Below are 20,947 nucleotides of genomic sequence, written 5' to 3'. Positions count from 1 at the left end.
GATCAAGAAGCCGAGCCTATTTCTTTTTTGTTGGAGCGGCTTCTTTTCCTGTGAGATCCGCACCGGTTCGGTAAAGCTTTCTAAACTCGGTTGGAGAGCACTTGTTTATGTCTTTGAACACTCGGTTGAATGTTGAAAGGCTAAAGAAGCCGGACTGGAGCGCGATATCCATGATAGACATGTTTGTATCGCCGAGAAGCTCCTGAGCCATGAGGATTCTGCGCTTAGTGATGTACTGATAGCAGGAAATACCCATATAGTTTTTGAAAAGCCTTTCAAAATGGAATTTGGAAAAGCCTGCAAGTTCAGCGAGCTGCTCAACCGTGAGGTCGTCAGATCTGTGCGAGTCGATATAGTTTGTAACAGAAACAATCTTGTCGATATTTTTGCGCTGAGGATCTGCGGAATCGGGCACCTGCTTTTTTTCGTTGGGGTGCATGCTTCCAATCTGCGCTAAGATAAGTGTGACAAGAGAGTATACGGATATTTTCAGGAATTCATCGCTTTCACCGTAGAGCCTGTCAATTTCCCAGAAATAGTTCTGAAGCTTGGCGGTCTCGATGGGATGTTCCGTCTGCTTTATGTGAACATAAGGCGGAAGCGTTTTTAGAAGCGGTACGAGCGCGGAAATCTGAGAGTAACCACCGATATCGAAGAGAAGGATAAGTTTTTTCTCCTCCGTTAGATTCGGAAATATATTCATGAAGCGTTCCGGGTGCGATCATTATAAGGTCGCCGGGCGCACAGTTAACAATAGTGGATTTGTCATTATGGAACTTTATCCTAAGTGTTCCTGATAAGAGTAAAATAATCTCCACGTCGTTGTGCCAGTGTATAGGATATTTGGCAAGGGTATTGTGATACAGAAGGACGCCTTTAAGGGTGTCGTAGATGATATCTTCTCTCGCCTTTTCATTTATGTCTTGTATCATATGGATAACTCCTAAAAACGGTTTAACAGATACTACGAGATTAATTTTAGCATTTTACTATAAAAAATAGAAGAAAGATTTTTAAAAGGAAAGGTAACATTTTTTATGAAAACACAGAACTGGTCACATATGTGGCTTGGATATCACCCAATATCCAAAGACAACAAGAATTGGAAGGTCATTTGCGACGATTTTTCCAAGGAAGATCGCGTTGTTAAGAGCGCGATAGGTGAATTTGCAACAGGGATCAAAGGATATTTTGATGCGGACATAACAGAGAATGACGGTGATGTCTACGTTCTTGAGATTGCAAAAGATGCAAATATAGCAGAGGAAGGCTATTTTGTAAAAGGTGAAAAGAGTGGAATCACACTTAAGGCATCTGATGAGAATGGTGTTATCTATGGCGTTTTCGCAATCCTCAGAAAGCTCGGTGCAAGAGTGGCTGTTGAAGATATTTGCGAAGAAGCAGCTCCTTCCAATCCTCTCAGAATGATGAACCACTGGGACAACATGGATGGAAGCATTGAAAGAGGATATTCGGGAGAATCATTCTTTTTTGAGAATGACGAAATGTATATAAATGAGAGAACCGTTGACTATGCACGCTTTATGGCAAGTGTCGGAATAAACGGAATTGTCATCAACAACGTTAACGTTAAAGGGGCGGCTACTTACCTTATTACAGACAGATTTTTTTGATAAGGTAAAAGAGCTCGGGGATGTATTTGCAGACTACGGAATAAAGCTTTACCTCTCAATCAATTTCGCGGCTCCTATAGAGCTCGGCGGACTTGAAGTATGCGATCCCCTTGATGAAGATGTTATCGCATGGTGGCAGGCTAAGTCAAAAGAAGTATTTGAAAAGCTTCCCGGATTTGGCGGATATCTCGTAAAGGCAGATTCAGAGGGAAGACCCGGTCCGTTCACATACGGAAGAACACAGGCGGACGGAGCAAACATGCTTGCTGATGCTGTTGCACCTTACGGCGGAATAATCATCTGGAGATGCTTTGTTTACAACTGCACTCAGGACTGGAGAGATTACAAAACTGACAGAGCAAGAGCAGGATATGACTACTTCAAGGACTTTGACGGCGAGTACCACGATAATGTAATCCTTCAGATTAAGAACGGTCCTATGGATTTCCAGATAAGAGAGCCTATTTCTCCTCTTCTTGGCGGACTTACCAAAACAAATCAGCTTCTTGAAGTTCAGATCGCACAGGAGTATACGGGACATCAGATAGATCTTTGCTATCTCATGCCTATGTTCAAGGAAGTTCTTGACTTCCGCACATATTGCAGTGAGAAGAACGATACGGTTGCCGATATCGTAAGCGGAAGAACAATGGGCAATAAGCTTGCCGGAATGGCAGCGGTAATAAATACAGGGAATGATTTCAACTGGACAGGAAACGATCTTGCTGCGGCAAATCTCTACGGTTTCGGAAGACTTGCATATAACACTGAGCTAAGTTCGGAAGAAATCGCAAGAGAGTGGGTTGCGCTTACGTTTGATATGGATAAGGCATCAGAGGATAAGCTTGTTGATATGCTCATGAGATCAAGGGATATCTATGAGAAATACACATCACCTCTCGGAATCGGCTGGATGGTAACTCCTCACGAGCACTACGGCCCAAGTGTTGATGGATATGAGTATTCAAGATGGGGTACATATCACAGAGCCGACCACAAGGGAATCGGTGTTGACAGATCCGATAAGGGAACGGGATATGCGCAGCAGTATTATGAGCCAAACGCATCAGCATATAACGATCCCGAGAAATGTCCCGAAGAGTTGCTTCTTTTCTTCCATCATATTCCGTATACATGGAAGCTTAAGAGCGGAAAGACTCTTATCCAGTACATCTATGATTCTCACTTCGAAGGAGAAGAGGGGGCTGAAAAGCTCGCCGAGGACTGGAATTCACTCAAGGATGTTGTAGATCCCGATGTATTCGCAAGGGTTGCCGAGAGATTTGAGCTTCAGGTTGCCAATGCAAAAGAGTGGAGAGACCAGGTTAACTCTTACTTCTATAGAAAGAGTGATATCGCCGATGAACAGGGCAGAAAAATTTATTGAGTAATAAAATTGCGAAAAAGTTGATAAATACGGAGCTTTTCTGAAATAAAATTTTGAGATGCGTAGCACGATTTCTTTAAATATGCAAAATGGAGTCGTGCTATGCATTTTTTATGCATAAATATTCGCGCACAATATAACAAATATAGCAAGTTTTGCAATAAAAACAACAAGTATGTCAATTGTAAATAACGCCAGAAAAATAGCGGGATGTGGCTGTTTTTTTGTCGCAAATATCGAGATGAAAAAAGCATTATTTGATAGGATTTAGCACAAAATGATAAGTAGAATTATTATACAAGTTGTGCAATTTTTTTATTATTTAGGGAGAGTTTTATGAACAAAATTAAAAGTGACGCGCCGGAGAGTCGTAATCCGGTCAGTATCTATTTTAAGCGTTATTGGCAGTTGTATCTGTTATTGGCGCTTCCTATGCTGTACTTGCTTATTTTTAAGTATATTCCGATGGTTTATATCCAGATTGCTTTTAAGAAGTACAGTATTGTTGAGAGTATTTGGAAACAGAAGATTGCTGCGAATCATGGATTCCAGTATTTCATCCAGGCATTTTCCGACAGCGATTTCCGAAGGGCACTCAGAAATACTTTGGTATTGAATCTTCTCGATCTTGCAATCGGATTCCCGATTCCGATTATCTTTGCACTTCTTCTTAATGAATTGTGCTTTAAGAGATTCAAGAAAGTAGTTCAGACTATTGCGTATATGCCTCACTTTCTTTCATGGGTAATTATCTATGGATTGGCACTTCAGTTGTTCACACCTTCAACAGGTCTTGTAAATATGGTCATCAATAATCTCGGAGGAGAGTCGGTTCCTTTCCTTAATGATCCGGGACATTGGATCTGGACATATATATTCCTGGGCGCATGGCAGAGCTTTGGTTGGAATTCAATCGTTTATCTCGCAGCCATTGCAGGTATCAACAACGAGCTTTACGAGGCTGCATCTGTAGACGGTGCCGGCAGGCTCAGCAAGATCTGGCATATTACTTTGCCCGGAATCAGATCAACTATCGTTTTGCTTCTTATCATGCAGATCGGTAACATTCTTGGCGGAACATTTGACAGACCTTTCGCACTTAGAAATAACCTTGTTATCTCATGGGCAGAGGTTCTTCCTACATATATTTATTCACATGGTATTAAGGGATTGCAGTTCTCTCTTACCACTGCAGTTGGATTCTTCCAGTCTGTTGTGGGAGTAATTTTCCTGCTTCTGGCTAATACAATTTCCAGAAAGCTTGGAGAACGTGGTATTTGGTAAAAGAGAGGAGAACGTAAATGCATAAGCCTAAGCATTATATAAGCGATTATGTCATCGCTGCAATTTGTGTAGTAATAAGTTTGATATGTATCATACCGATGATCAACCTTCTTGCAAGATCACTGAGTTCAACAGATGCTCTTATCAAGCATGAAGTATATCTTTTTCCTGTTGATATCAATGTCGGTGCATATCAGATGGTCCTTACAGATCCAAAGTATATTAAAGCATTCGTTTGGACTGTAATTCTTACAATTATTTGTACCGTAGTTTCACTGGTTATGACAGCGGCATGCGCATATCCTTTGATCTACTCCGAGCTTAAGGGACGTAACGTGATCAATATCTTTATCACGATCACAATGTTCTTTAACGCAGGAACTATCCCGAACTACCTCCTTATGCAGAGTTTGGGACTTTTGAACAAACCCCTGGTACTTATTCTTCCGGGATGTTTGTCAGTTTATAACATGATCATTATGAGAAGTTTCTTCTATGGAATACCTGAAAGCTTACGTGAGTCTGCACAGATTGACGGTGCATCATTCTTCAAGATACTTTCAAGTATTTATATTCCGCTTTCAAAGCCCGTTATAGCAACACTTGCTCTTTTCTATGCGGTAGGTCGTTGGAACGGATATTCGGATGCTCTTATGTATTTGAGCGGCCCCGGCGGAAGCAAATGGTATCCTTTGCAGCTTCTTTTGTACAACATTCTTAATAATGTAAACAGCGTTGAAGTTGCTACTCAGGAAGGATTCTCTTCACCCGGTCTTTCAGAAGCTCTGAAAGCTGCTATTGTTATGTTCTCAACGGTTCCAATACTGTGCGTATACCCTAGACTTCAGAAGTACTTTATGTCCGGAGTCATGGTCGGCGCAGTAAAAGAATAAACTCATACACAATATAAGGAGGGTTAGTATGAAAAAGAGAGTGGTATCACTTATGCTTGCTGCTATGATGATGGTAGTGGCAGTAGGCTGCGGCAAGGGCGATAAAGCCGGCAGCGCAGCAAACGGAGGCGGTGCAGCTGCAGACGCTTCAGCGCTTGGCGCAGATGGTAAGTTCGCAGAAACTCACCACATTACAGTTGAGGTTTATGACCGTGGAAATGACGGCGGATCCGATCCTGTAAATAACAAGTACACAGATTATATCAAGAAAGGAATGCTCGACAAATACAACGTAGAAGTTGAGTTCGTAGCAGTTCCCCGTTGGACAGAGGTTGAGCAGATCAGTAACCTTCTTGCTGCTAATAATGCACCTGATGTATGTGTTACATATGATATTGCAACAATCGAGACATACGGAAACATGGGTGGTATCGTTGACATGAAGGATGCACTTGAGTCTAACAAGGAAATCCTTCCTAACCTTTGGAAGCATCTTGGTGAAACAAATATTTACTGGGATCAGCATCCTGATACAAAGACAATCTGGGATATTGAGGCTGTAAGAGAGAACCAGAACGATGTTAATACATTCATCAGAGAAGACTGGCTCAAAAAACTTGGCCTTGAAGTTCCTACAACAAAAGAGGAATTTTACAATGTTCTCTGCGCATTCAGAGATAATGCCGACAAGCTCCTCGGAGCAGACGCTTCTAAGTTGATTCCTTACTCAATCAGTTTTGACGCAGGTTACAGAGCAAAGACTCTTAACTATTCATTTGCAGATCCTAACATGACAGATAAGGATTTCTACATTAACAGCTTTGATGACAGAGGATTTACAATTCCCGGAATCAAAGAAGGTGTTAAGCTTCTTAATAAGTGGTACAACGAAGGCCTTATCTGGAAGGATTTCGCTCTTTACGGAGCAGGAGACAAGACAGAGGATGACCTTATCAAAGCAGGTTATGTAGGAGCATTCACACATAACTGGGATTATCCTTTCAGAGACGGTGAGAACTCTATCGATGCAAACATCAAGAAGTTTGGCGGCGAAGATGCTAAGTTCATAGCTATCGATCCTTTCGAGGATAAGAACGGAACACATACAAAGTGGATCTCAGGTCCGGTTGACCGTAAGATTTTCTTCCCTTCAACAAACGATGATATCCTTGCATCACTTCTTTACCTTGATTGGATCAGCACACCTGAGAATATCGAGTATCTCCAGATCGGTGATGAAGGTGTTACACATGAAGTTGGAGAAGGCGGCGAGATTTCAATCATTGCAGCTACAGGAAATGACATTCAGAATTCAGGAATGAACATTGACTACACAATTACAACAAACGGACTTAAGCTTGTAGATCCTGCACTTACAGAGAAGTCACTTGCATACAGCTATGCAGGAATCGATCCTCAGCTTGTAGGAGATGCTGATAAGATCGCAAAGACAGACAACCGTGCAGCAAAGTCATATCACATCGGTGCCATCGATGCAGAGACAGGAATGGGCGATCCTCTTAACCAGAAGAGAGACCAGATCCTCGATCAGTCAATCGTTGCTCCCGTAGCAGAATTTGACAAGATCTTCGATCAGGGTATGCAGGAGTATCTTGCAGCTGGCGGACAGGCTATCATTGATGAAAGAAAAGCTAAATGGGAGTCAATCCACGGCGATAAAGAAAATCTTGACTGATAATCAAACATTTTTAAATAGCAATAACTAATGAAACAGAGACAGGATGCGTGTTACTGCGCAGCCCCGTCTCTGTTTTGTTTTGTAAGAATTGTTATAAGCAAATTTCAAGATAAAAAAAGCACTATATGATAGGAATAGTGTATGGAAGAAAAGTACAATGTTTATACATATTATCGGAAAAATATAAGTGTGACTAATAATATATGAGGTGAGTGAATGGATAGAACAGAAGCAAGAAAAAGAGCCAAAGAACTCGTAGCGAAAATGACCGTTGAAGAGAAGGCCGGCCAGCTTCGTTATGATGCCCCCGCAATCGAAAGACTTGGAGTTCCTGCTTATAACTGGTGGAATGAGGCGCTTCACGGCGTTGCACGTGCAGGCACTGCAACAATGTTCCCGCAGGCAATCGGACTTGCGGCAGCATTTGATGAAGAGCTTATGGGCTGCATCGGCGAGATAATCGCCATTGAAGGTCGTGCTAAGTACAATGAACAGTCTAAGCGCGGTGACAGAGATATTTATAAGGGACTTACATTTTGGGCTCCCAACGTAAATATCTTCAGAGATCCCAGATGGGGACGCGGACATGAGACATACGGTGAGGATCCTTTCCTTACAAGTACTCTTGCAGTTCCTTTTATCAAGGGAATGCAGGGTGACGGTGAGTATATGAAGGTTGCTGCATGTGCAAAGCACTTTGCGGTTCACTCAGGTCCCGAGGCAGAGAGACACTATTTCAATGCAAAAGCTTCCGCAAAAGATCTCGAAGAGACATATCTTCCCGCATTTGAAGCTTGCGTAAAAGAAGCAGATGTAGAAGCTGTAATGGGCGCATACAACAGAACAAACGATGAGCCTTGCTGTGCAAATAAACCTCTTATGGTTGATATCTTAAGAGATAAATGGGGATTTCAAGGACATTTCGTTTCCGATTGCTGGGCAGTCAGAGACTTCCATGAGAATCACAAGGTTACGGGAACACCCGAAGAGTCGGTTAAACTTGCTCTTGATCTTGGATGTGACCTTAACTGCGGATGTACATATCAGAAACTTATGAACGCATACAGAGCCGGACTTATTGATGAGGAGACTATCACAACATCTTGTGAGAGACTGTTCACAACAAGATTCCTTCTCGGAATGTTTGATAAGACTGAATATGATGAGATTCCTTACACTGTTGTTGAGTGCAAAGAACATCTTGAAGCAGCACACAAGGCAGCAAAGGAGAGTATTGTACTTCTTAAGAACGATGGTATTCTTCCTCTTGATAAGAGCAAGATCAAGACTATCGGTGTAGTTGGACCGAATGCTGATTCAAGATCTTCACTTATCGGTAACTACCACGGTGTATCATCAAGATACATCACTGTTCTTGAAGGAATTCAGGATAAAGTCGGCGATGATGTGAGAGTTCTTTACTCAGAGGGAAGCCATTTGTGGCAGGCAAATGCCAGCGCACTTTCAGATCCAAACGGTTCGGACAGAATTGCTGAGGCTCAGGCAGTTGCTGATTATTCAGATGTAGTAGTTGTTGTAGTAGGTCTTGATGAGACACTTGAGGGCGAAGAGGGTGATACAGGTAACCAGTTCGCTTCGGGAGATAAGCTCAATCTTAATCTTCCTATGCCTCAGAGACAGCTTATCAGCTCAGTACTTGAGTGTGGCAAGCCTACAATCGTAATAAATATGTCAGGTAGTGCAATTAACCTTAAGAGAGCGGAAGATGATGCCAGCGCAGTTATTCAGGCATGGTATCCCGGAGCACTCGGAGGAAAAGATGTTGCCGATATTCTCTTCGGCGATGTTTCTCCTTCAGGAAAACTTCCTGTTACATTCTATTATTCTTCAGAAGAGCTTCCTGATTTCAGGGATTACTCAATGAAGAACAGAACATACAGATACTTTGAGGGAACACCTCTTTATCCTTTTGGATACGGCCTTACATACGGCGACTGCGTTGTTACAGATATGAACGTTGAGCTTAAGAAGGCATCAAACGGAGAGCTTGAAGGCGCTGAAGTTACAGTTACCGTTTCTAACAACGGCAAAATGGCAACAGACGATGTTGTACAGCTCTACATCAAGGATAAGGAATTCGAGCTTGCAATTCCCAATGCTTGTCTCTGCGGATTCAAGAGAGTACATGTTGAAGCAGGCAGCGAGCAGAAAGTTACAATAGCTGTTGACGCAAAGGCATTCACATCCGTTGATAACGACGGAAACAGAAAGATCTTCTCAAAGAAGTTCGATATCTTTGCAGGAACAATGCAGCCTGACAGCCGTTCAGAAGAGCTTACGGGACACAAGTGCGTTTCTAAAGAAGTAACGATTTAATAAATGATTTATTATACTAAACGTTTGTAAAAGTGTATAATAAAAGGGCAGTTCTTTATGGGGACCGACTCGATAATAAAAAACCGGCAATTTTTTATGAGCGGTTCACCTTTTAAATAAAGAAAAATGAAGGTATCGCGCGAAAGCGCAAAGAAAGGGGATTTCTATGATTAATATACCAGAGGTAAAAATCGGACTGGTTGCAGTTAGCCGTGACTGCTTCCCTGCATCACTTGCAGTAAACAGAAGAAAAGCCGTAATGGAGGCTTACAAAAAGAATTTCAACGATAAGGACGTTTATGAGTGTCCTATCTGTATCATCGAGAGCGAGATCGACATGGTAAATGCTCTTGAGGATATCAAGAAGGCAGGATGTAACGCACTTTGCGTATATCTTGGAAACTTCGGACCTGAAATTTCAGAGACACTTCTTGCTAAGCACTTTGATGGACCTATCATGTTCTGTGCAGCAGCAGAGGAATCACAGAATGATCTTATCGATGGAAGAGGAGATGCTTACTGCGGAATGCTTAACGCAAGCTATAACCTCCACCTTCGTAATGTAAAGGCATATATTCCTGAGTATCCTGTTGGAACAGCAGAAGGATGCGCTAAGATGATCAACGAGTTCGTGCCTATCGCAAGAGCAATCGCAGGACTTCGTGATCTCAAGATCATCAGCTTTGGTCCCAGACCTATGAACTTCCTTGCTTGTAACGCACCTATTCAGCAGATTTACAACCTTGGTGCCGAGATTGAAGAGAACTCAGAGCTTGACCTCTTCGAGAGCTTCAACAAGCACGCAGGCGACAAGAGAATTCCTGATGTTGTTAAGGACATGGAGAATGATCTTGGCGCAGGTAACAAGAAGCCTGAGATCCTTGAGAAGCTTGCTCAGTATGAGCTTACACTTCTTGACTGGGTTGAGGAGCACAGAGGCTACAAGAAGTATGTAGCTATCGCAGGAAAATGCTGGCCTGCATTCCAGACACAGTTTGGTTTCGTTCCTTGCTATGTAAACTCAAGACTTACAGGACGCGGAATTCCTGTATCATGTGAGGTAGATATCTACGGAGCAATCAGTGAGTTCATCGGAACTTGCGTAAGTAACGATTCAGTTACTCTTCTTGATATCAACAACTCAGTTCCTGAGGATATGTACAACGATAGCATCAAGGGTAAGTTCGATTACAAGCACACAGATACATTCATGGGCTTCCACTGCGGAAATACATGCACAAGCAAGCTTTCAAGCTGCGAGATGAAGTTCCAGAGAATTATGGCTAGAAACCTTCCTGAAGAAGTTACACAGGGAACTCTTGAGGGAGATATTGCACCCGGAAATATCACATTCTTCAGACTTCAGAGCACATCAGACAACCACCTTCGCACATATGTTGCAGAGGGAGAGGTTCTTCCTGTTGCTACTAAGTCATTCGGTGGTATCGGTGTATTCGCTATTCCTGAGATGGGCAGATTCTACAGACACGTACTTATCGAGGGTAACTTCCCTCACCACGGCGCTGTAGCATTCGGTCACTTCGGAAAGGCTCTCTATGAGGTATTTAAGTACATCGGAGCAGAGACAATCGGCTACAACCAGCCTGCATCTCTTCCTTACCCTACAGAGAATCCTTTCGCTTAATCTATAGAGATTGAATAAGAATCGCGCGTAAGCGTATAAAAAATAGAAGCCTTAGCTCTTTTATCGGAGCTAAGGCTTCTTGTTGTGTAGCATCTTTAATAAAACCCCCTGCTATGCAGGGGGACAACAGCTGCTTCAGCTTACAGTAAAAAAACCTCCCGTGCTAGAATTACTACGGTTCGCCAACCAAAGTAAAGCACAGGAGGTAGTCCAAAATGGACATGAATAGTTTATCACACACTAGATGGGAGTGTAAGTATCACATAGTATTTGCACCTAAGTTCAGGAGAAAGGTTGCGTATGGTCAGATCAAGCAGGACATTGCAAATATTCTCAGTACATTATGCAAGAGGAAAGGTGTAGAGATAATAGAGGCAGAAGTATGCCAAGATCACATACATATGCTGGTAAGGATCCCACCGAGTATGAGTGTTTCAAGTTTCGTAGGGTACTTGAAAGGAAAAAGTACGCTTATGATATTTGAGAGGCATGCAAATCTCAAGTATAAGTACGGCAATAGACATTTCTGGTGCAGAGGCTATTACGTAGATACTGTAGGTAAGAATGCAAAGAAAATCGAGGAGTACATAAAGAATCAGTTAAAAGAGGATTTAGAGTACGACCAAATGACACTAAAAGAGTATATTGACCCGTTCACGGGTGAGCCGGTAAAGCAAAACAAATAAAAATGAGCCCAGGGGGCTCTGTAGGAAAATGATGTTGCGGCTGGCGAACCATTCGGCGAGTCTTTAGACTCAGCGCCGGCAACAGGCCCTTATAGGGCCAGAACAAACCACCGGCTAAGCCGGTGGTTCTGATTTTTTGATCATTTGTTATTTGGGAATTTTTTTACAACATCATCCTTTAAAGAGAACATTGTTTACGACGCTTTCAAGGTATTCCTGTCTTCCGGAAATAGGAAGCTTAGGAGCTTTCATGTTAAGAGCATAGTCTGAGAGTTCCTTAAGATCTACGCTGTTATCACGGATCTTTTTACCGATTCCGGATTCAAAGCTCTGATAACGCTCCTTGATAAAGTCATCAATACGTCCGTCTTCAATAAGCTCTGCAGCCTTGATAAGTCCAAGTGCAAATGTATCCATTCCAAGGATGAATGCATAGAACATGTCTTCAAATGTATAGCTGGGACGTCTGTTCTTTGAGTCAAAGTTAAATCCGCCTGTAAGACCGCCGGCTTTGAGCACTTCGTACATAGCCATTGTTGTGTCATATACATTGCAAGGGAATTCGTCTGTATCCCATCCAAGAAGCGGATCGCCCTGGTTGGCATCAACTGAACCAAGCATACCGTTTATTGCACTGATTCTGAGCTCGTGCTGGAATGTGTGCTGAGCAAGTATTGCGTGGTTTGCCTCGATATTCATCTTGAAGTCTTTATCAAGGCCGTACTGACGAAGGAATCCGATTGCTGTTGCAGCGTCGAAATCATACTGATGCTTCATGGGCTCCTTCGGCTTGGGCTCGATATAGAAATCACCCTTAAATCCGATGCTTCTGCCGTAATCAACAGCCATATGCATGAGTTTTGCAATGTTTTCCTGCTCGAATTTAACGTCTGTATTAAGAAGTGTTTCGTAACCTTCACGTCCACCCCAGAATACATAGCCTCTTCCACCGAGTTTTACTGTGATGTCGAGTGCTTTTTTAACCTGAGCTGCTGCAAAGCAGAATACGTCAGCTGAGTTTGTGCTTCCTGCGCCGCACATGAAACGGGGATTACTGAACATGTTGGCTGTTCCCCACAAGCACTTGATGTCTGTGCCATTCATTTTTTCAAGTATATAATCTGAGATCTCATCAAGACGTCTGTTTGTCTCATTGATGTCATCTGCCTCGGGAACAAGGTCAACATCATGGAAGCAGAAATACTTGATACCAAGCTTTTTCATGAATTCAAAACCTGCATCAACCTTTGCTTTTGCATGCTCCATTGTTCCTTCTTTAGAAGCGCCGAAGGATTTATCGGCAGTTCCCCTTCCGAACATATCAACGCCGTTAGCTCCAAGGTTGTGCCACCAAGCCATGGCAAACGGAAGATGTTCCTCCATTGTCTTGCCCATAATTACTCTTTTGGGATCGTAGTATTTAAATGCAAATTTGTTTTTGCTGTCTTTTCCCTCGAATTTGATTTCGGGAATGTCCTTAAATATTTCGCTCATTTTGTAACCTCCTATAAAAAACATTTTCATACTGTTAGCATACACTAACTAAATAGAATGGTCTAGTTCAGTTAATGCTATTTTATTATCAAAAAATGTTAGATATAGGTAACAGAGTAAAGAAGGGGGTGTTTGAATTGATATCTAAACTTACAATAGCTTCACCAATTCGCAATTTCCCATGAGATTGTCCCAGAAGTCAGAAACGGGAGTATTTTTGATATGTGAGATGATACTGCATCCCAGCGCACCGTGGCAGACTATGAGTACGGACTTGCCTTCTTTATGCAGCGGATAGGCAATCTCGTTTAGAAAAGAGAGTGTTCTCTCAGCAAGGTGCTCAAGGCTTTCCGATCCTCCGACTGAAGTATAACTTTCGGGATCTGTAAATAGTTTACTTATGGGATTTTCCGGATTGTTAAAGTAACCTACAGATCCTTCAAATTTTCCAAAAGACATCTCTTTTAGCCTATCGTCTATCACGATCGGAGTGTCTTTTCCTTCCAAAAATATCTCTGCTGTCTTTTTGGCTCTGATAAGTGGGGAACAATAACAGATGTCAAACTTTATTTCCTTGTATTTATCATGTGCTTTTTGAGCAACTAGGATTCCCTCATCGTTAAGTGGGATATCTACACTTCCTTGTAATTTTTCGATTTTGTTCCATTCTGTCTTGCCGTGCCGCATTATGTAAAGCATTTTTCTTACCTCGTGTAATAATTGGTAAAACATATTATAGCATAATAAAAGACAATAAAAAGTTAACATTCAAAATTTGACATTTCAGCGTATTTCGGTATAATTCAATTATGATGTAACACAAAAGTTAACAGTTATATATGAAAGCATATAGGAAAGGATGTTAGTATGAAAAAGAGAATGGTAAGTTTTATTGGGGTTATGACAGCAGTTGTACTTGCTACAGGATGTGGCGGAGCTACAGGCGGAGATTTCGAAGCAGATGAGGCTGTAGAGGAAGAGGTTAGCATGGAGCAGGGCGGCCTTACAGAAGACAACAGCATTGTAGACACTGATGTTTCAGCTGATGCAGAAGCTGAAGAACCCGCAGCAGAGTAATATAAAATGATAAATGCATAATATGTATACAATATAGAAAAGGCTGTAGCACAAGTAAGTGTTACAGCCTTTAATAATGGTACGCCAGCCCCCCAAAGCCATCCGCTTGGAGGTGGTTGCTTTTCACCGTGAGGCAATAAGGCGGATTTTCTTGTTGCTGCGTATGTTGATATTCAAGGCATAAAAAGACTTAAGCTTTCATTCTTCGCTCCAAAACTCGCCCATAAATGGGCTCAAACAGTTGGAGCGAGAACAGAATGAAAGCTTAAGTCTTTTTATCGCTCTTGAATATGGCAACATACTTAAATACTGCGAAAACCCGCCTTATTGCCGCACGGTGAAGTTTCTACATTTCTAAACGGATGGCTTTGGGGCAGGGACTATCTACAGAAAGATAAACATTGTGCTACAATATGACAGTGAGTTTGATTTTGAAAGCGTTTCTAATATAAGTGTTATTTTTAGACAAGAATCCTGCGGAGCAGGTCAGTTATCTTGAGAAACGATGTACTTGATGGTTTTACCATTTTTGATTTACAACATGTTTGGATTGTGTGATAATACTTTTGTGAATATTTGTGAAGAATAAAAAATAAATATTCACAAAGATGATTAATGTGCCTGTATTTGGCGCATTTGCTATGTAAAAAATATGTTACAACAACGTATTGGAGGTTATAGTGAGTAGAATCGGGGATTGCAGAAGAAAGATTGAAGAAATCAGAAAAGACATCAGAGCAATGAGGGAGAAACAGACAGTTATCGACGGATATATCAGACAGATCGAGACCCAGAAAGATACACTTGATGGGATAGATCTAAGCAGAGCAGGCGAGTGGATTGGTGTTAACGAGCAGAACGCAGTTAAGGCTAAGAACGTCTGTGTTTTTAGAATGGACGGGGCAAAGGGCGAGTGTACGCGGCTTAGAAGCGCCATAGATAGGATGATAAGTGAAGCCGAGGCTCAGATCGCAGAGCTTGAAGCTGAGATAGAAAGAATTGAAGAAGAGGAAAGACGTGAACGTGAGCGTGAACGCGAACGTGAACAGTCTCAAAATTAAGGATAGCGGGGATGGTAAAGGTGAAAAGATACAGTTGGGGAAACAGGCGGTAGATGCGCTTATTTCAGATATAAAAGATTCTGCAAACGTTCTTGAGATTAAAGATTCTGCATTGGCAAAAGCCGGACTCATCGGCGAAGATGCCTCACTCCACATGATCAAATATATAGCTGAAAGACAGAAAGATCTGACAGCAACATATAAGGATGTTGTAAGTATTGATACTGCAACACTTTTAGATAACAGTACCGGCAAGATAGTTGAAACAGATATTGATATTGCCGCAAAAATAGATAGGGAAGAGGGTTGATACTTATGGAAAATAAATGGATAAACATGGCAGAATTCAATGCTTACATAAGTGACCTTTTTTCTGCTATGGATGAATATGAAGAAAAAGCTGCAGCGCATAAGAGAGCGCAGGACAGTTTTACAGGGGAAGCAAACTGGGAAGGAAAGAGTGCCGATAAGGCAAAACTCCTTGTAGGAACAGTTGAGCAGGCAAAGCTTGATGAAATACTCAGGATTGAAAGAGACTTTAGAACCATTCTTACGGAGTATGTAAATGGATTTAAAGCTGCGGTTGATGAAGCCGACGATGCCAAGATAAGTACGATCGTTCTTGAAGGACTTAACATAGAACTTCATGGCTGTGCTTCAGTTTATAAAACATGGGCAACAAGCATGGAGGTTTTAAAGGATAACATTCACAGCAGGTTTGGAAGTAAGTACGGAAACTGCGATGAATACGACTTCTTTATGGCATCGAATGCTTACGGGAATCTTTGCGGAAACGAATCAAAAGACGGAATGATTCTTGACCTTATTAACAGGTTCACCAACTTCGATAATCAGCAGGCGGCCAAGATATCGTCTGTTAGTTTTCCTTATAGAATAGGCAAGTTAAAACAGGAGATTGAAGATCTTAGAAGCTGCAAGGGGTTACTTGTAAATGGTGACGGCAACATTGAGATGGGCGTTATCGAAAGGCTTGGTGATTTCCTTGAGGACAGCGTAAAAAGAGCACAGGGTTCGGGAAGTTTTGTAGATAAACTAGGTAAGAACGTGCTCAGCACAATTCTTAAGTATGACCCTGTAAACATGTGCAGCGGAAACTATATAAACGAACACGTTGACATTGAACTTGGAGGTAAATATCCTCTTTCGTTTGGAAGATTCTACAATGCAATGGACAAAAAGGGTGGACGTCTCGGAAAAGGCTGGAAGCATACCTTTGAAAAGCGAATTGTGGAAGAAGACGGAATAATAAAGATAGAAAAGTCTGACGGAAGTAAAGTCGAGTATAAAAAGATTGATGATGTATATGACAAAGACTTTTACTTCGAAACGCAGGGCGAACAAGGACTCCTTGAAAAACTCACAGGCGGCTATGTTATCACTCAGGATGACGGCAGATATGAGAGATTTGATGACAGGGGATATCTTGTAGCGCTTGGAGATTTCGACGGCGATAATGTATCTTTTACATACGATATCGTTGGAGGCAAGCGCTGTGTTACACATATAAGTACCAAGAATGGAAACACTCTTACATTTGAGTATCTTGAAAAATGTATCTTCAATGAACTTGGAAAAATAAGAGTTACTCTTATGACATCTGTTACCGATCAGGCGGGCAGGTGTGTTTCTTATGCTTATGATGATGACAGGCTCACAGAGATAAAAGGAACTGACGGAGCAGTAAGGAAGTTTACATACACAGAAGACGGAAGTATCAGGGATGTAATCAATCCAAAAGGGATTACATCTATCACAAATGAGTATGATGAGCAGGGAAGAACAGTAAAGCAGAGTTTTCCTGACAATACCGTGATGACTTATGAGTATGACGACGAGAAGAAGACAACGGTTGCCACAGAGCAGAACGGCAATAAGGTTACTTACACGCATGATGATTTCGGAAGGCATGTTGAGACAGCTTACTATGACGGTAAGGAGAGCTTTACATATAACGGTAGAAACCAGAAAACAAGTCATACTGACAAGAACGGCAACACGACAAAAGTAGCTTACGATAACAGAGGGCATGTAACCCAGGTTATTGATGCGCTTGGAAATAAGACCAATATTACCTACAGGGCAGACGGAAAGCTTCATACCGTAAAAGGACCAAGAGACGACACATACAAATATTTTTACAACAAAAACGGCACGATAAAAGAGATTGCTGCTCCCGGAGGAAATGCCAGCATTTTTGCATACAGTGACGGAAACATAAAAGCAGTCTATGACGATAGAGGAATAGGGCCAATCTTTACTTATGATGACAGAGGAAACGTTGCTACAGTAACAGATCCTGACGGGGTAAAGACAAGCTATAAATATGATGATCTTAACCGTGTCGTAGAAACAGTTTCTGCTGACGATGCTAAGACTACATTTGAGTACGACAACGCCGACAGGATCGTAAAGACAACAGATGCCCTCGGAAATACAAGGGAATACAGATATGATAAGTCGGGAAAAGTGACTTCTGTTAAGGAATTTGATGGAACTCTTAAATGTTATGATGTAAATATCATGGGAAGGGTTTCAAAGGTAACCGACGAAGCAGGAAGAAGTACAGAAATAAGCTATAACGTAATGGGTAAGCAGGAGCTTGTATTACTTCCAAACGGCGGACAGATAAAGTATGAGTACGATCCTCTTATGAGACTTATTAAAGTCACAGATCCCGAGGGAAGAACAACAGGCTATGATTATGATAAGAACGGAAATGTAACGGCTGAGTATCTTGGCGATGTCAGGGTAAAGAGCTATGTTTATGATGCCCTTAACAGAGTTACGGAAGAGATAGATGCTCTCGGTCATAAGACAAGCTATACATATGACGAAGCAGGTAATGTTACGGAAGTAACAGATGCTCTCGGAAATGTTTCAAAGCGTGAGTATGACCTTTTAGACAGAGTGACAAAGGAAACGGACGCTCTTGGAAATGAAGTATCTTACAAATACACCAAAATGGATCTTATAGATTCAATTACTGATGCATCAGGAAGAGTTCGTAAGTTCACTTACACAGAAGGAAAAAGACTTACATCGATAAGCTTCTGCGGTGTAACAGAGCAGGAACTTACCTATGATGAAGCCGGAAGAGTAAAGACAAGAAAATTTGCTGATGGTTATGAGATCAACTATGGTTACGATGCCTTAAGCCGGGTAAATAAAGTAACAGGCTCAGACGGAAGATGTGTTGAATACGAGTATGATGCACTTGGAAGAGTTACAAAGGTAATTGACGGAAGCAGTATAACACTTTACCTTTACACGGCAACAGGACGCCTTAAGTCTGTAATAGATGCTCTTGGAAATGAGACGGCTTATACATACGACAGTCTTGATAACCTTAAAACCATTCACAGAGTTGAAGGAAGAATAAGCCTTGAAGAGCAGACTGACGACTATATGCCGACAGTTGGAAAAGACGGTCATGTAACGCTCTATTCATATAACCTTGCAGGTCAGATTACAAGCGTAACAGATGCTCTTGGTCAAATTGAAAAATATGAATACGACCAATACGGAAGACTTATTTCAAAGACTGACAGGGATAACTATAAGACAACTTATAGCTATAACGCTTTGGGAAGTGTTTCAAACGTCGCATATTCAGACGGAAGATCAGTAGCGTTTGCGTACAATGAGCTTAATCAGCTTAATCAGATAAATGACTGGAATGGAAAGACAATTCTTGAGAATGATATCCTTGGAAGACTTACAAAGGTAACAGACTTTAAGAACAGGACTGTAGCTTATGAGTACGGTGCTACAGGTGAGAAGACTAAGCTCACATATCCTGACGGAAGGGTGGTTTCTTATAACTATGATGATAAGCTTCAGCTTAGGAGCATTATAGGAAATGGAGAAGAGACTACTTATGCTTATGATAATATAGGACGTCTTTCAAAGAAGACTTTTGCAAATGGCGTAAGTCAGGCTTATACATATATGCCCGGTGGAAACCTTGAAAGTATGATCAGTACTGATTTGGAGGGCGTACTTGATAAGTATTTCTATTCTTACGATAATTCGGGGCTCATAAATGGTATTGACAGGAGCAGACGTGGCCTTGACAAAGTATCAGGTAGATATGAGTACAGCTATGATGCTATTGGACGTTTAACAAAGACAACACATGATGGAATAACAAAGGCAGCATATGAGTATGATGCTTTCGGTAACAGAACAGCAATGTCTGAGATTGTGCCGGATACAGAAGAAAGCATAAAGACTTCTTACACTTACGATGTCCTTGACAGACTCGTAGAAGCTAAGGAACTTAATAACTCTCAGGCAATTCTTAAGACTTATGCTTATGATAAGCGTGGTAACCAGACAAGGGAGTTCATAGACGGTCTCTTACAGAAGACCTTTACTTTTGATGCTACAAACATGCTTTCAAAGGTAGTTGATAAAGACAAGGGAGAACTTGAGAATCAATACAACGGACTTGGATTCAGGGTGGCATCTGTAAGACCTGAAGAAAAGATAGAGTATTTGTGCGATCTTTCAAAGGATTACTATAACCTTCTTGAGAGAACGGTAAATGGTGAGACAGAGAGCTTTGTATATGATAACAATGTAATCTCTATGTCAAAGTCAGGAAATAACTTCTATTACATCCAGGATGAACTTGGATCACCTATGTACATGACAGGTACTGACGGAGCAGTTGTATCATCATATGCATTCGATGACTTTGGAAGAAATATAGATCCGTTTACAGGCAATATAAGAAACAATAACTCGAAGCACGCATACACAAAACAGGGCAATATAATTCAGCCATTTGCTTTTACAGGCTATCAGGAAGATGAAGTATCGGGGCTTAAGTTTGCACAGGCAAGATATTATAGTGCTGAAAAAGGCAGATTCCAGTCTGAGGATAATGTAAAAGGATTTATTATTAGTCCGTTTACGCTGAATCACTATGGCTATTGTTGGGGGAATCCGATTAATCTTGTTGATAATGATGGAAATTTGCCTAAGTGGATAACTGATGCTGCAAGCAATATTGAAAATGGAGTAGAAAAAATTAGTTCTACTGCTAAAAGTGTTGCACATACTACTGAAAAATGGTGGGATGAAAATAAGGGAACTGTTGCAAAAGTTGCTGTTACAACTGCAGTTGTTACTGGATTGGTGGCGGGAACTGTTCTTGCACCTGGAGCAGTTGGATTTGTGTGTGCAACTGCGCTTGCATCTGGAACTATATCCATGGGAGTAGATGTTGTTGCTCAAGTTATTGAACATAAAGGTTTCTCTGATTTTAATTTGAATCAAACACTTATTGCAGGGGCAAGTGGTGCCTTATCAGGAGCATTAAGTTGTGTAACAGCTAATCCGGGAATGCTTTTTGCTGGAAATGCAATAATTAATAGTACTTCATATGCTGTTACACAGGCAGTTAATGGTGAAGAAATAAGTGCATCAGGGGTGCTGATTAATGGTATTATTGGTGGAATAGTAGGAACTAGAGCTGGATCAAGTAATGAAGCAATGAAATTTGCTGGAAATCAATGGGGATGGAATAAGATTGGTGTTGGTGCTAAAGGCGCATGGGCAAAAGAATGCGTTAGATGGATAGGTGATGAGGTTGGTAAAGGCTTTGCACGAGCAGTAGGGTTTGAAGGTGCAAGATATACAGCATCTGATTTATTAACGGACGAAAAATTATATGATATACCAAGGCGAATAATTCAAAATTTTAACAGTTGTGGAGAATAACC

General features: G+C 41.4%; 16 protein-coding genes. 12 read left to right on the top strand and 4 right to left on the bottom strand.

Going from position 1 to position 20,947, the window contains the following annotated elements; all coding sequences use genetic code 11:
- Positions 1-16: 16 nt before the first annotated feature.
- Positions 17-439: a helix-turn-helix domain-containing protein gene (locus tag CD00_RS21515; RefSeq protein WP_185750450.1), complete on the bottom strand. Its 423-nt coding sequence runs from the start codon at positions 437-439 to the stop codon at positions 17-19.
- A gap of 82 nt (positions 440-521) precedes the next feature.
- Positions 522-932 carry an AraC family ligand binding domain-containing protein gene (locus CD00_RS21510; protein ID WP_081811908.1) on the bottom strand — a complete coding sequence of 137 codons (411 nt, stop codon included), beginning with the start codon at positions 930-932 and terminating at the stop codon, positions 522-524.
- 105 nt (positions 933-1,037) lie between these two features.
- Between CD00_RS21510 and CD00_RS20710 the strand changes: the two genes are divergently transcribed.
- From CD00_RS20710 to tnpA, 8 genes are all read left to right on the top strand, one after another.
- Positions 1,038-1,634, top strand: coding sequence for a glycoside hydrolase family 20 zincin-like fold domain-containing protein (locus CD00_RS20710; RefSeq protein WP_242838968.1), 597 nt, complete (start codon positions 1,038-1,040; stop codon positions 1,632-1,634).
- Positions 1,570-3,021, top strand: a complete 1,452-nt coding sequence (locus tag CD00_RS18230; RefSeq protein WP_242838967.1) for an alpha-glucuronidase — start codon at positions 1,570-1,572, stop codon at positions 3,019-3,021. Before CD00_RS20710 ends, CD00_RS18230 begins: the two co-directional genes overlap by 65 nt.
- A 336-nt stretch (positions 3,022-3,357) precedes the next feature.
- On the top strand, positions 3,358-4,305 hold the full coding sequence (locus tag CD00_RS0111840) for an ABC transporter permease (protein WP_026656154.1): 948 nt from the start codon (positions 3,358-3,360) through the stop codon (positions 4,303-4,305).
- 17 nt (positions 4,306-4,322) lie between these two features.
- Positions 4,323-5,198, top strand: a complete 876-nt coding sequence (locus tag CD00_RS0111835) for a carbohydrate ABC transporter permease (protein ID WP_034462098.1) — start codon at positions 4,323-4,325, stop codon at positions 5,196-5,198.
- A gap of 28 nt (positions 5,199-5,226) precedes the next feature.
- Entirely contained in the window at positions 5,227-6,894 is a 1,668-nt protein-coding gene (locus CD00_RS0111830; RefSeq protein WP_026656152.1) for an extracellular solute-binding protein, read from the top strand.
- A 219-nt stretch (positions 6,895-7,113) separates the two neighbouring features.
- Complete coding sequence (locus CD00_RS0111825) at positions 7,114-9,234, top strand: glycoside hydrolase family 3 C-terminal domain-containing protein (protein ID WP_026656151.1); 2,121 nt, start codon at positions 7,114-7,116, stop codon at positions 9,232-9,234.
- Between the two features lie 166 nt (positions 9,235-9,400).
- Positions 9,401-10,879 carry an L-fucose/L-arabinose isomerase family protein gene (locus CD00_RS0111820; RefSeq protein WP_026656150.1) on the top strand — a complete coding sequence of 493 codons (1,479 nt, stop codon included), beginning with the start codon at positions 9,401-9,403 and terminating at the stop codon, positions 10,877-10,879.
- 215 nt (positions 10,880-11,094) lie between these two features.
- The gene (gene tnpA, locus CD00_RS0111815; RefSeq protein ID WP_026656149.1) at positions 11,095-11,565 is read left to right on the top strand and encodes an IS200/IS605 family transposase; all 471 of its coding nucleotides are present in this window, start codon (positions 11,095-11,097) and stop codon (positions 11,563-11,565) included.
- A 171-nt stretch (positions 11,566-11,736) separates the two neighbouring features.
- Here tnpA and xylA read toward each other — a convergent pair whose 3' ends face one another.
- Positions 11,737-13,059 (bottom strand): xylose isomerase, encoded by a 1,323-nt coding sequence (gene xylA, locus CD00_RS0111810; RefSeq protein ID WP_026656148.1) that lies wholly within the window; start codon positions 13,057-13,059, stop codon positions 11,737-11,739.
- A 150-nt stretch (positions 13,060-13,209) separates the two neighbouring features.
- Positions 13,210-13,758 carry a histidine phosphatase family protein gene (locus CD00_RS0111805; RefSeq protein WP_026656146.1) on the bottom strand — a complete coding sequence of 183 codons (549 nt, stop codon included), beginning with the start codon at positions 13,756-13,758 and terminating at the stop codon, positions 13,210-13,212.
- A gap of 168 nt (positions 13,759-13,926) precedes the next feature.
- Here CD00_RS0111805 and CD00_RS0111800 point away from each other — a divergent pair, with 168 nt between their 5' ends.
- The 4 genes from CD00_RS0111800 (at position 13,927) to CD00_RS0111785 (ending at position 20,945) form a co-directional block, all read left to right on the top strand.
- The gene (locus CD00_RS0111800; RefSeq protein ID WP_026656145.1) at positions 13,927-14,136 is read left to right on the top strand and encodes a hypothetical protein; all 210 of its coding nucleotides are present in this window, start codon (positions 13,927-13,929) and stop codon (positions 14,134-14,136) included.
- A gap of 680 nt (positions 14,137-14,816) precedes the next feature.
- Positions 14,817-15,197, top strand: coding sequence for a DUF5082 domain-containing protein (locus CD00_RS0111795; RefSeq protein ID WP_026656144.1), 381 nt, complete (start codon positions 14,817-14,819; stop codon positions 15,195-15,197).
- Positions 15,178-15,507, top strand: coding sequence for a hypothetical protein (locus tag CD00_RS0111790; RefSeq protein ID WP_026656143.1), 330 nt, complete (start codon positions 15,178-15,180; stop codon positions 15,505-15,507). The genes CD00_RS0111795 and CD00_RS0111790 overlap by 20 nt, the downstream gene beginning before the upstream one ends.
- Before the next feature lie 5 nt (positions 15,508-15,512).
- The gene (locus CD00_RS0111785) at positions 15,513-20,945 is read left to right on the top strand and encodes a DUF6531 domain-containing protein (RefSeq protein ID WP_026656142.1); all 5,433 of its coding nucleotides are present in this window, start codon (positions 15,513-15,515) and stop codon (positions 20,943-20,945) included.
- The last annotated feature ends 2 nt before the right edge of the window (positions 20,946-20,947 follow it).

The sequence above is a fragment of the Butyrivibrio sp. AE3003 genome (genome assembly GCF_000686065.1).
Taxonomy (GTDB): Bacteria; Bacillota; Clostridia; order Lachnospirales; family Lachnospiraceae; genus Butyrivibrio; species Butyrivibrio hungatei_A.
The sequence above is the reverse complement of the archived record's forward strand: the minus strand, read 5'-3'. Positions and strand labels throughout refer to the sequence as shown.

Bases quoted from the DNA above. Each gene is read 5' to 3' on its own strand.
- CD00_RS0111785 (WP_026656142.1), top strand. From the start codon at position 15,513: ATGGAAAATAAATGGATAAACATGGCAGAATTCAATGCTTACATAAGT.
- CD00_RS20710 (WP_242838968.1), top strand. From the start codon at position 1,038: ATGAAAACACAGAACTGGTCACATATGTGGCTTGGATATCACCCAATA.
- CD00_RS0111820 (WP_026656150.1), top strand. From the start codon at position 9,401: ATGATTAATATACCAGAGGTAAAAATCGGACTGGTTGCAGTTAGCCGT.
- CD00_RS0111800 (WP_026656145.1), top strand. From the start codon at position 13,927: ATGAAAAAGAGAATGGTAAGTTTTATTGGGGTTATGACAGCAGTTGTA.
- CD00_RS0111830 (WP_026656152.1), top strand. From the start codon at position 5,227: ATGAAAAAGAGAGTGGTATCACTTATGCTTGCTGCTATGATGATGGTA.
- CD00_RS21510 (WP_081811908.1), bottom strand. From the start codon at position 932: ATGATACAAGACATAAATGAAAAGGCGAGAGAAGATATCATCTACGAC.
- tnpA (WP_026656149.1), top strand. From the start codon at position 11,095: ATGGACATGAATAGTTTATCACACACTAGATGGGAGTGTAAGTATCAC.
- xylA (WP_026656148.1), bottom strand. From the start codon at position 13,059: ATGAGCGAAATATTTAAGGACATTCCCGAAATCAAATTCGAGGGAAAA.
- CD00_RS21515 (WP_185750450.1), bottom strand. From the start codon at position 439: ATGCACCCCAACGAAAAAAAGCAGGTGCCCGATTCCGCAGATCCTCAG.
- CD00_RS0111835 (WP_034462098.1), top strand. From the start codon at position 4,323: ATGCATAAGCCTAAGCATTATATAAGCGATTATGTCATCGCTGCAATT.
- CD00_RS0111825 (WP_026656151.1), top strand. From the start codon at position 7,114: ATGGATAGAACAGAAGCAAGAAAAAGAGCCAAAGAACTCGTAGCGAAA.
- CD00_RS0111805 (WP_026656146.1), bottom strand. From the start codon at position 13,758: ATGCTTTACATAATGCGGCACGGCAAGACAGAATGGAACAAAATCGAA.
- CD00_RS0111840 (WP_026656154.1), top strand. From the start codon at position 3,358: ATGAACAAAATTAAAAGTGACGCGCCGGAGAGTCGTAATCCGGTCAGT.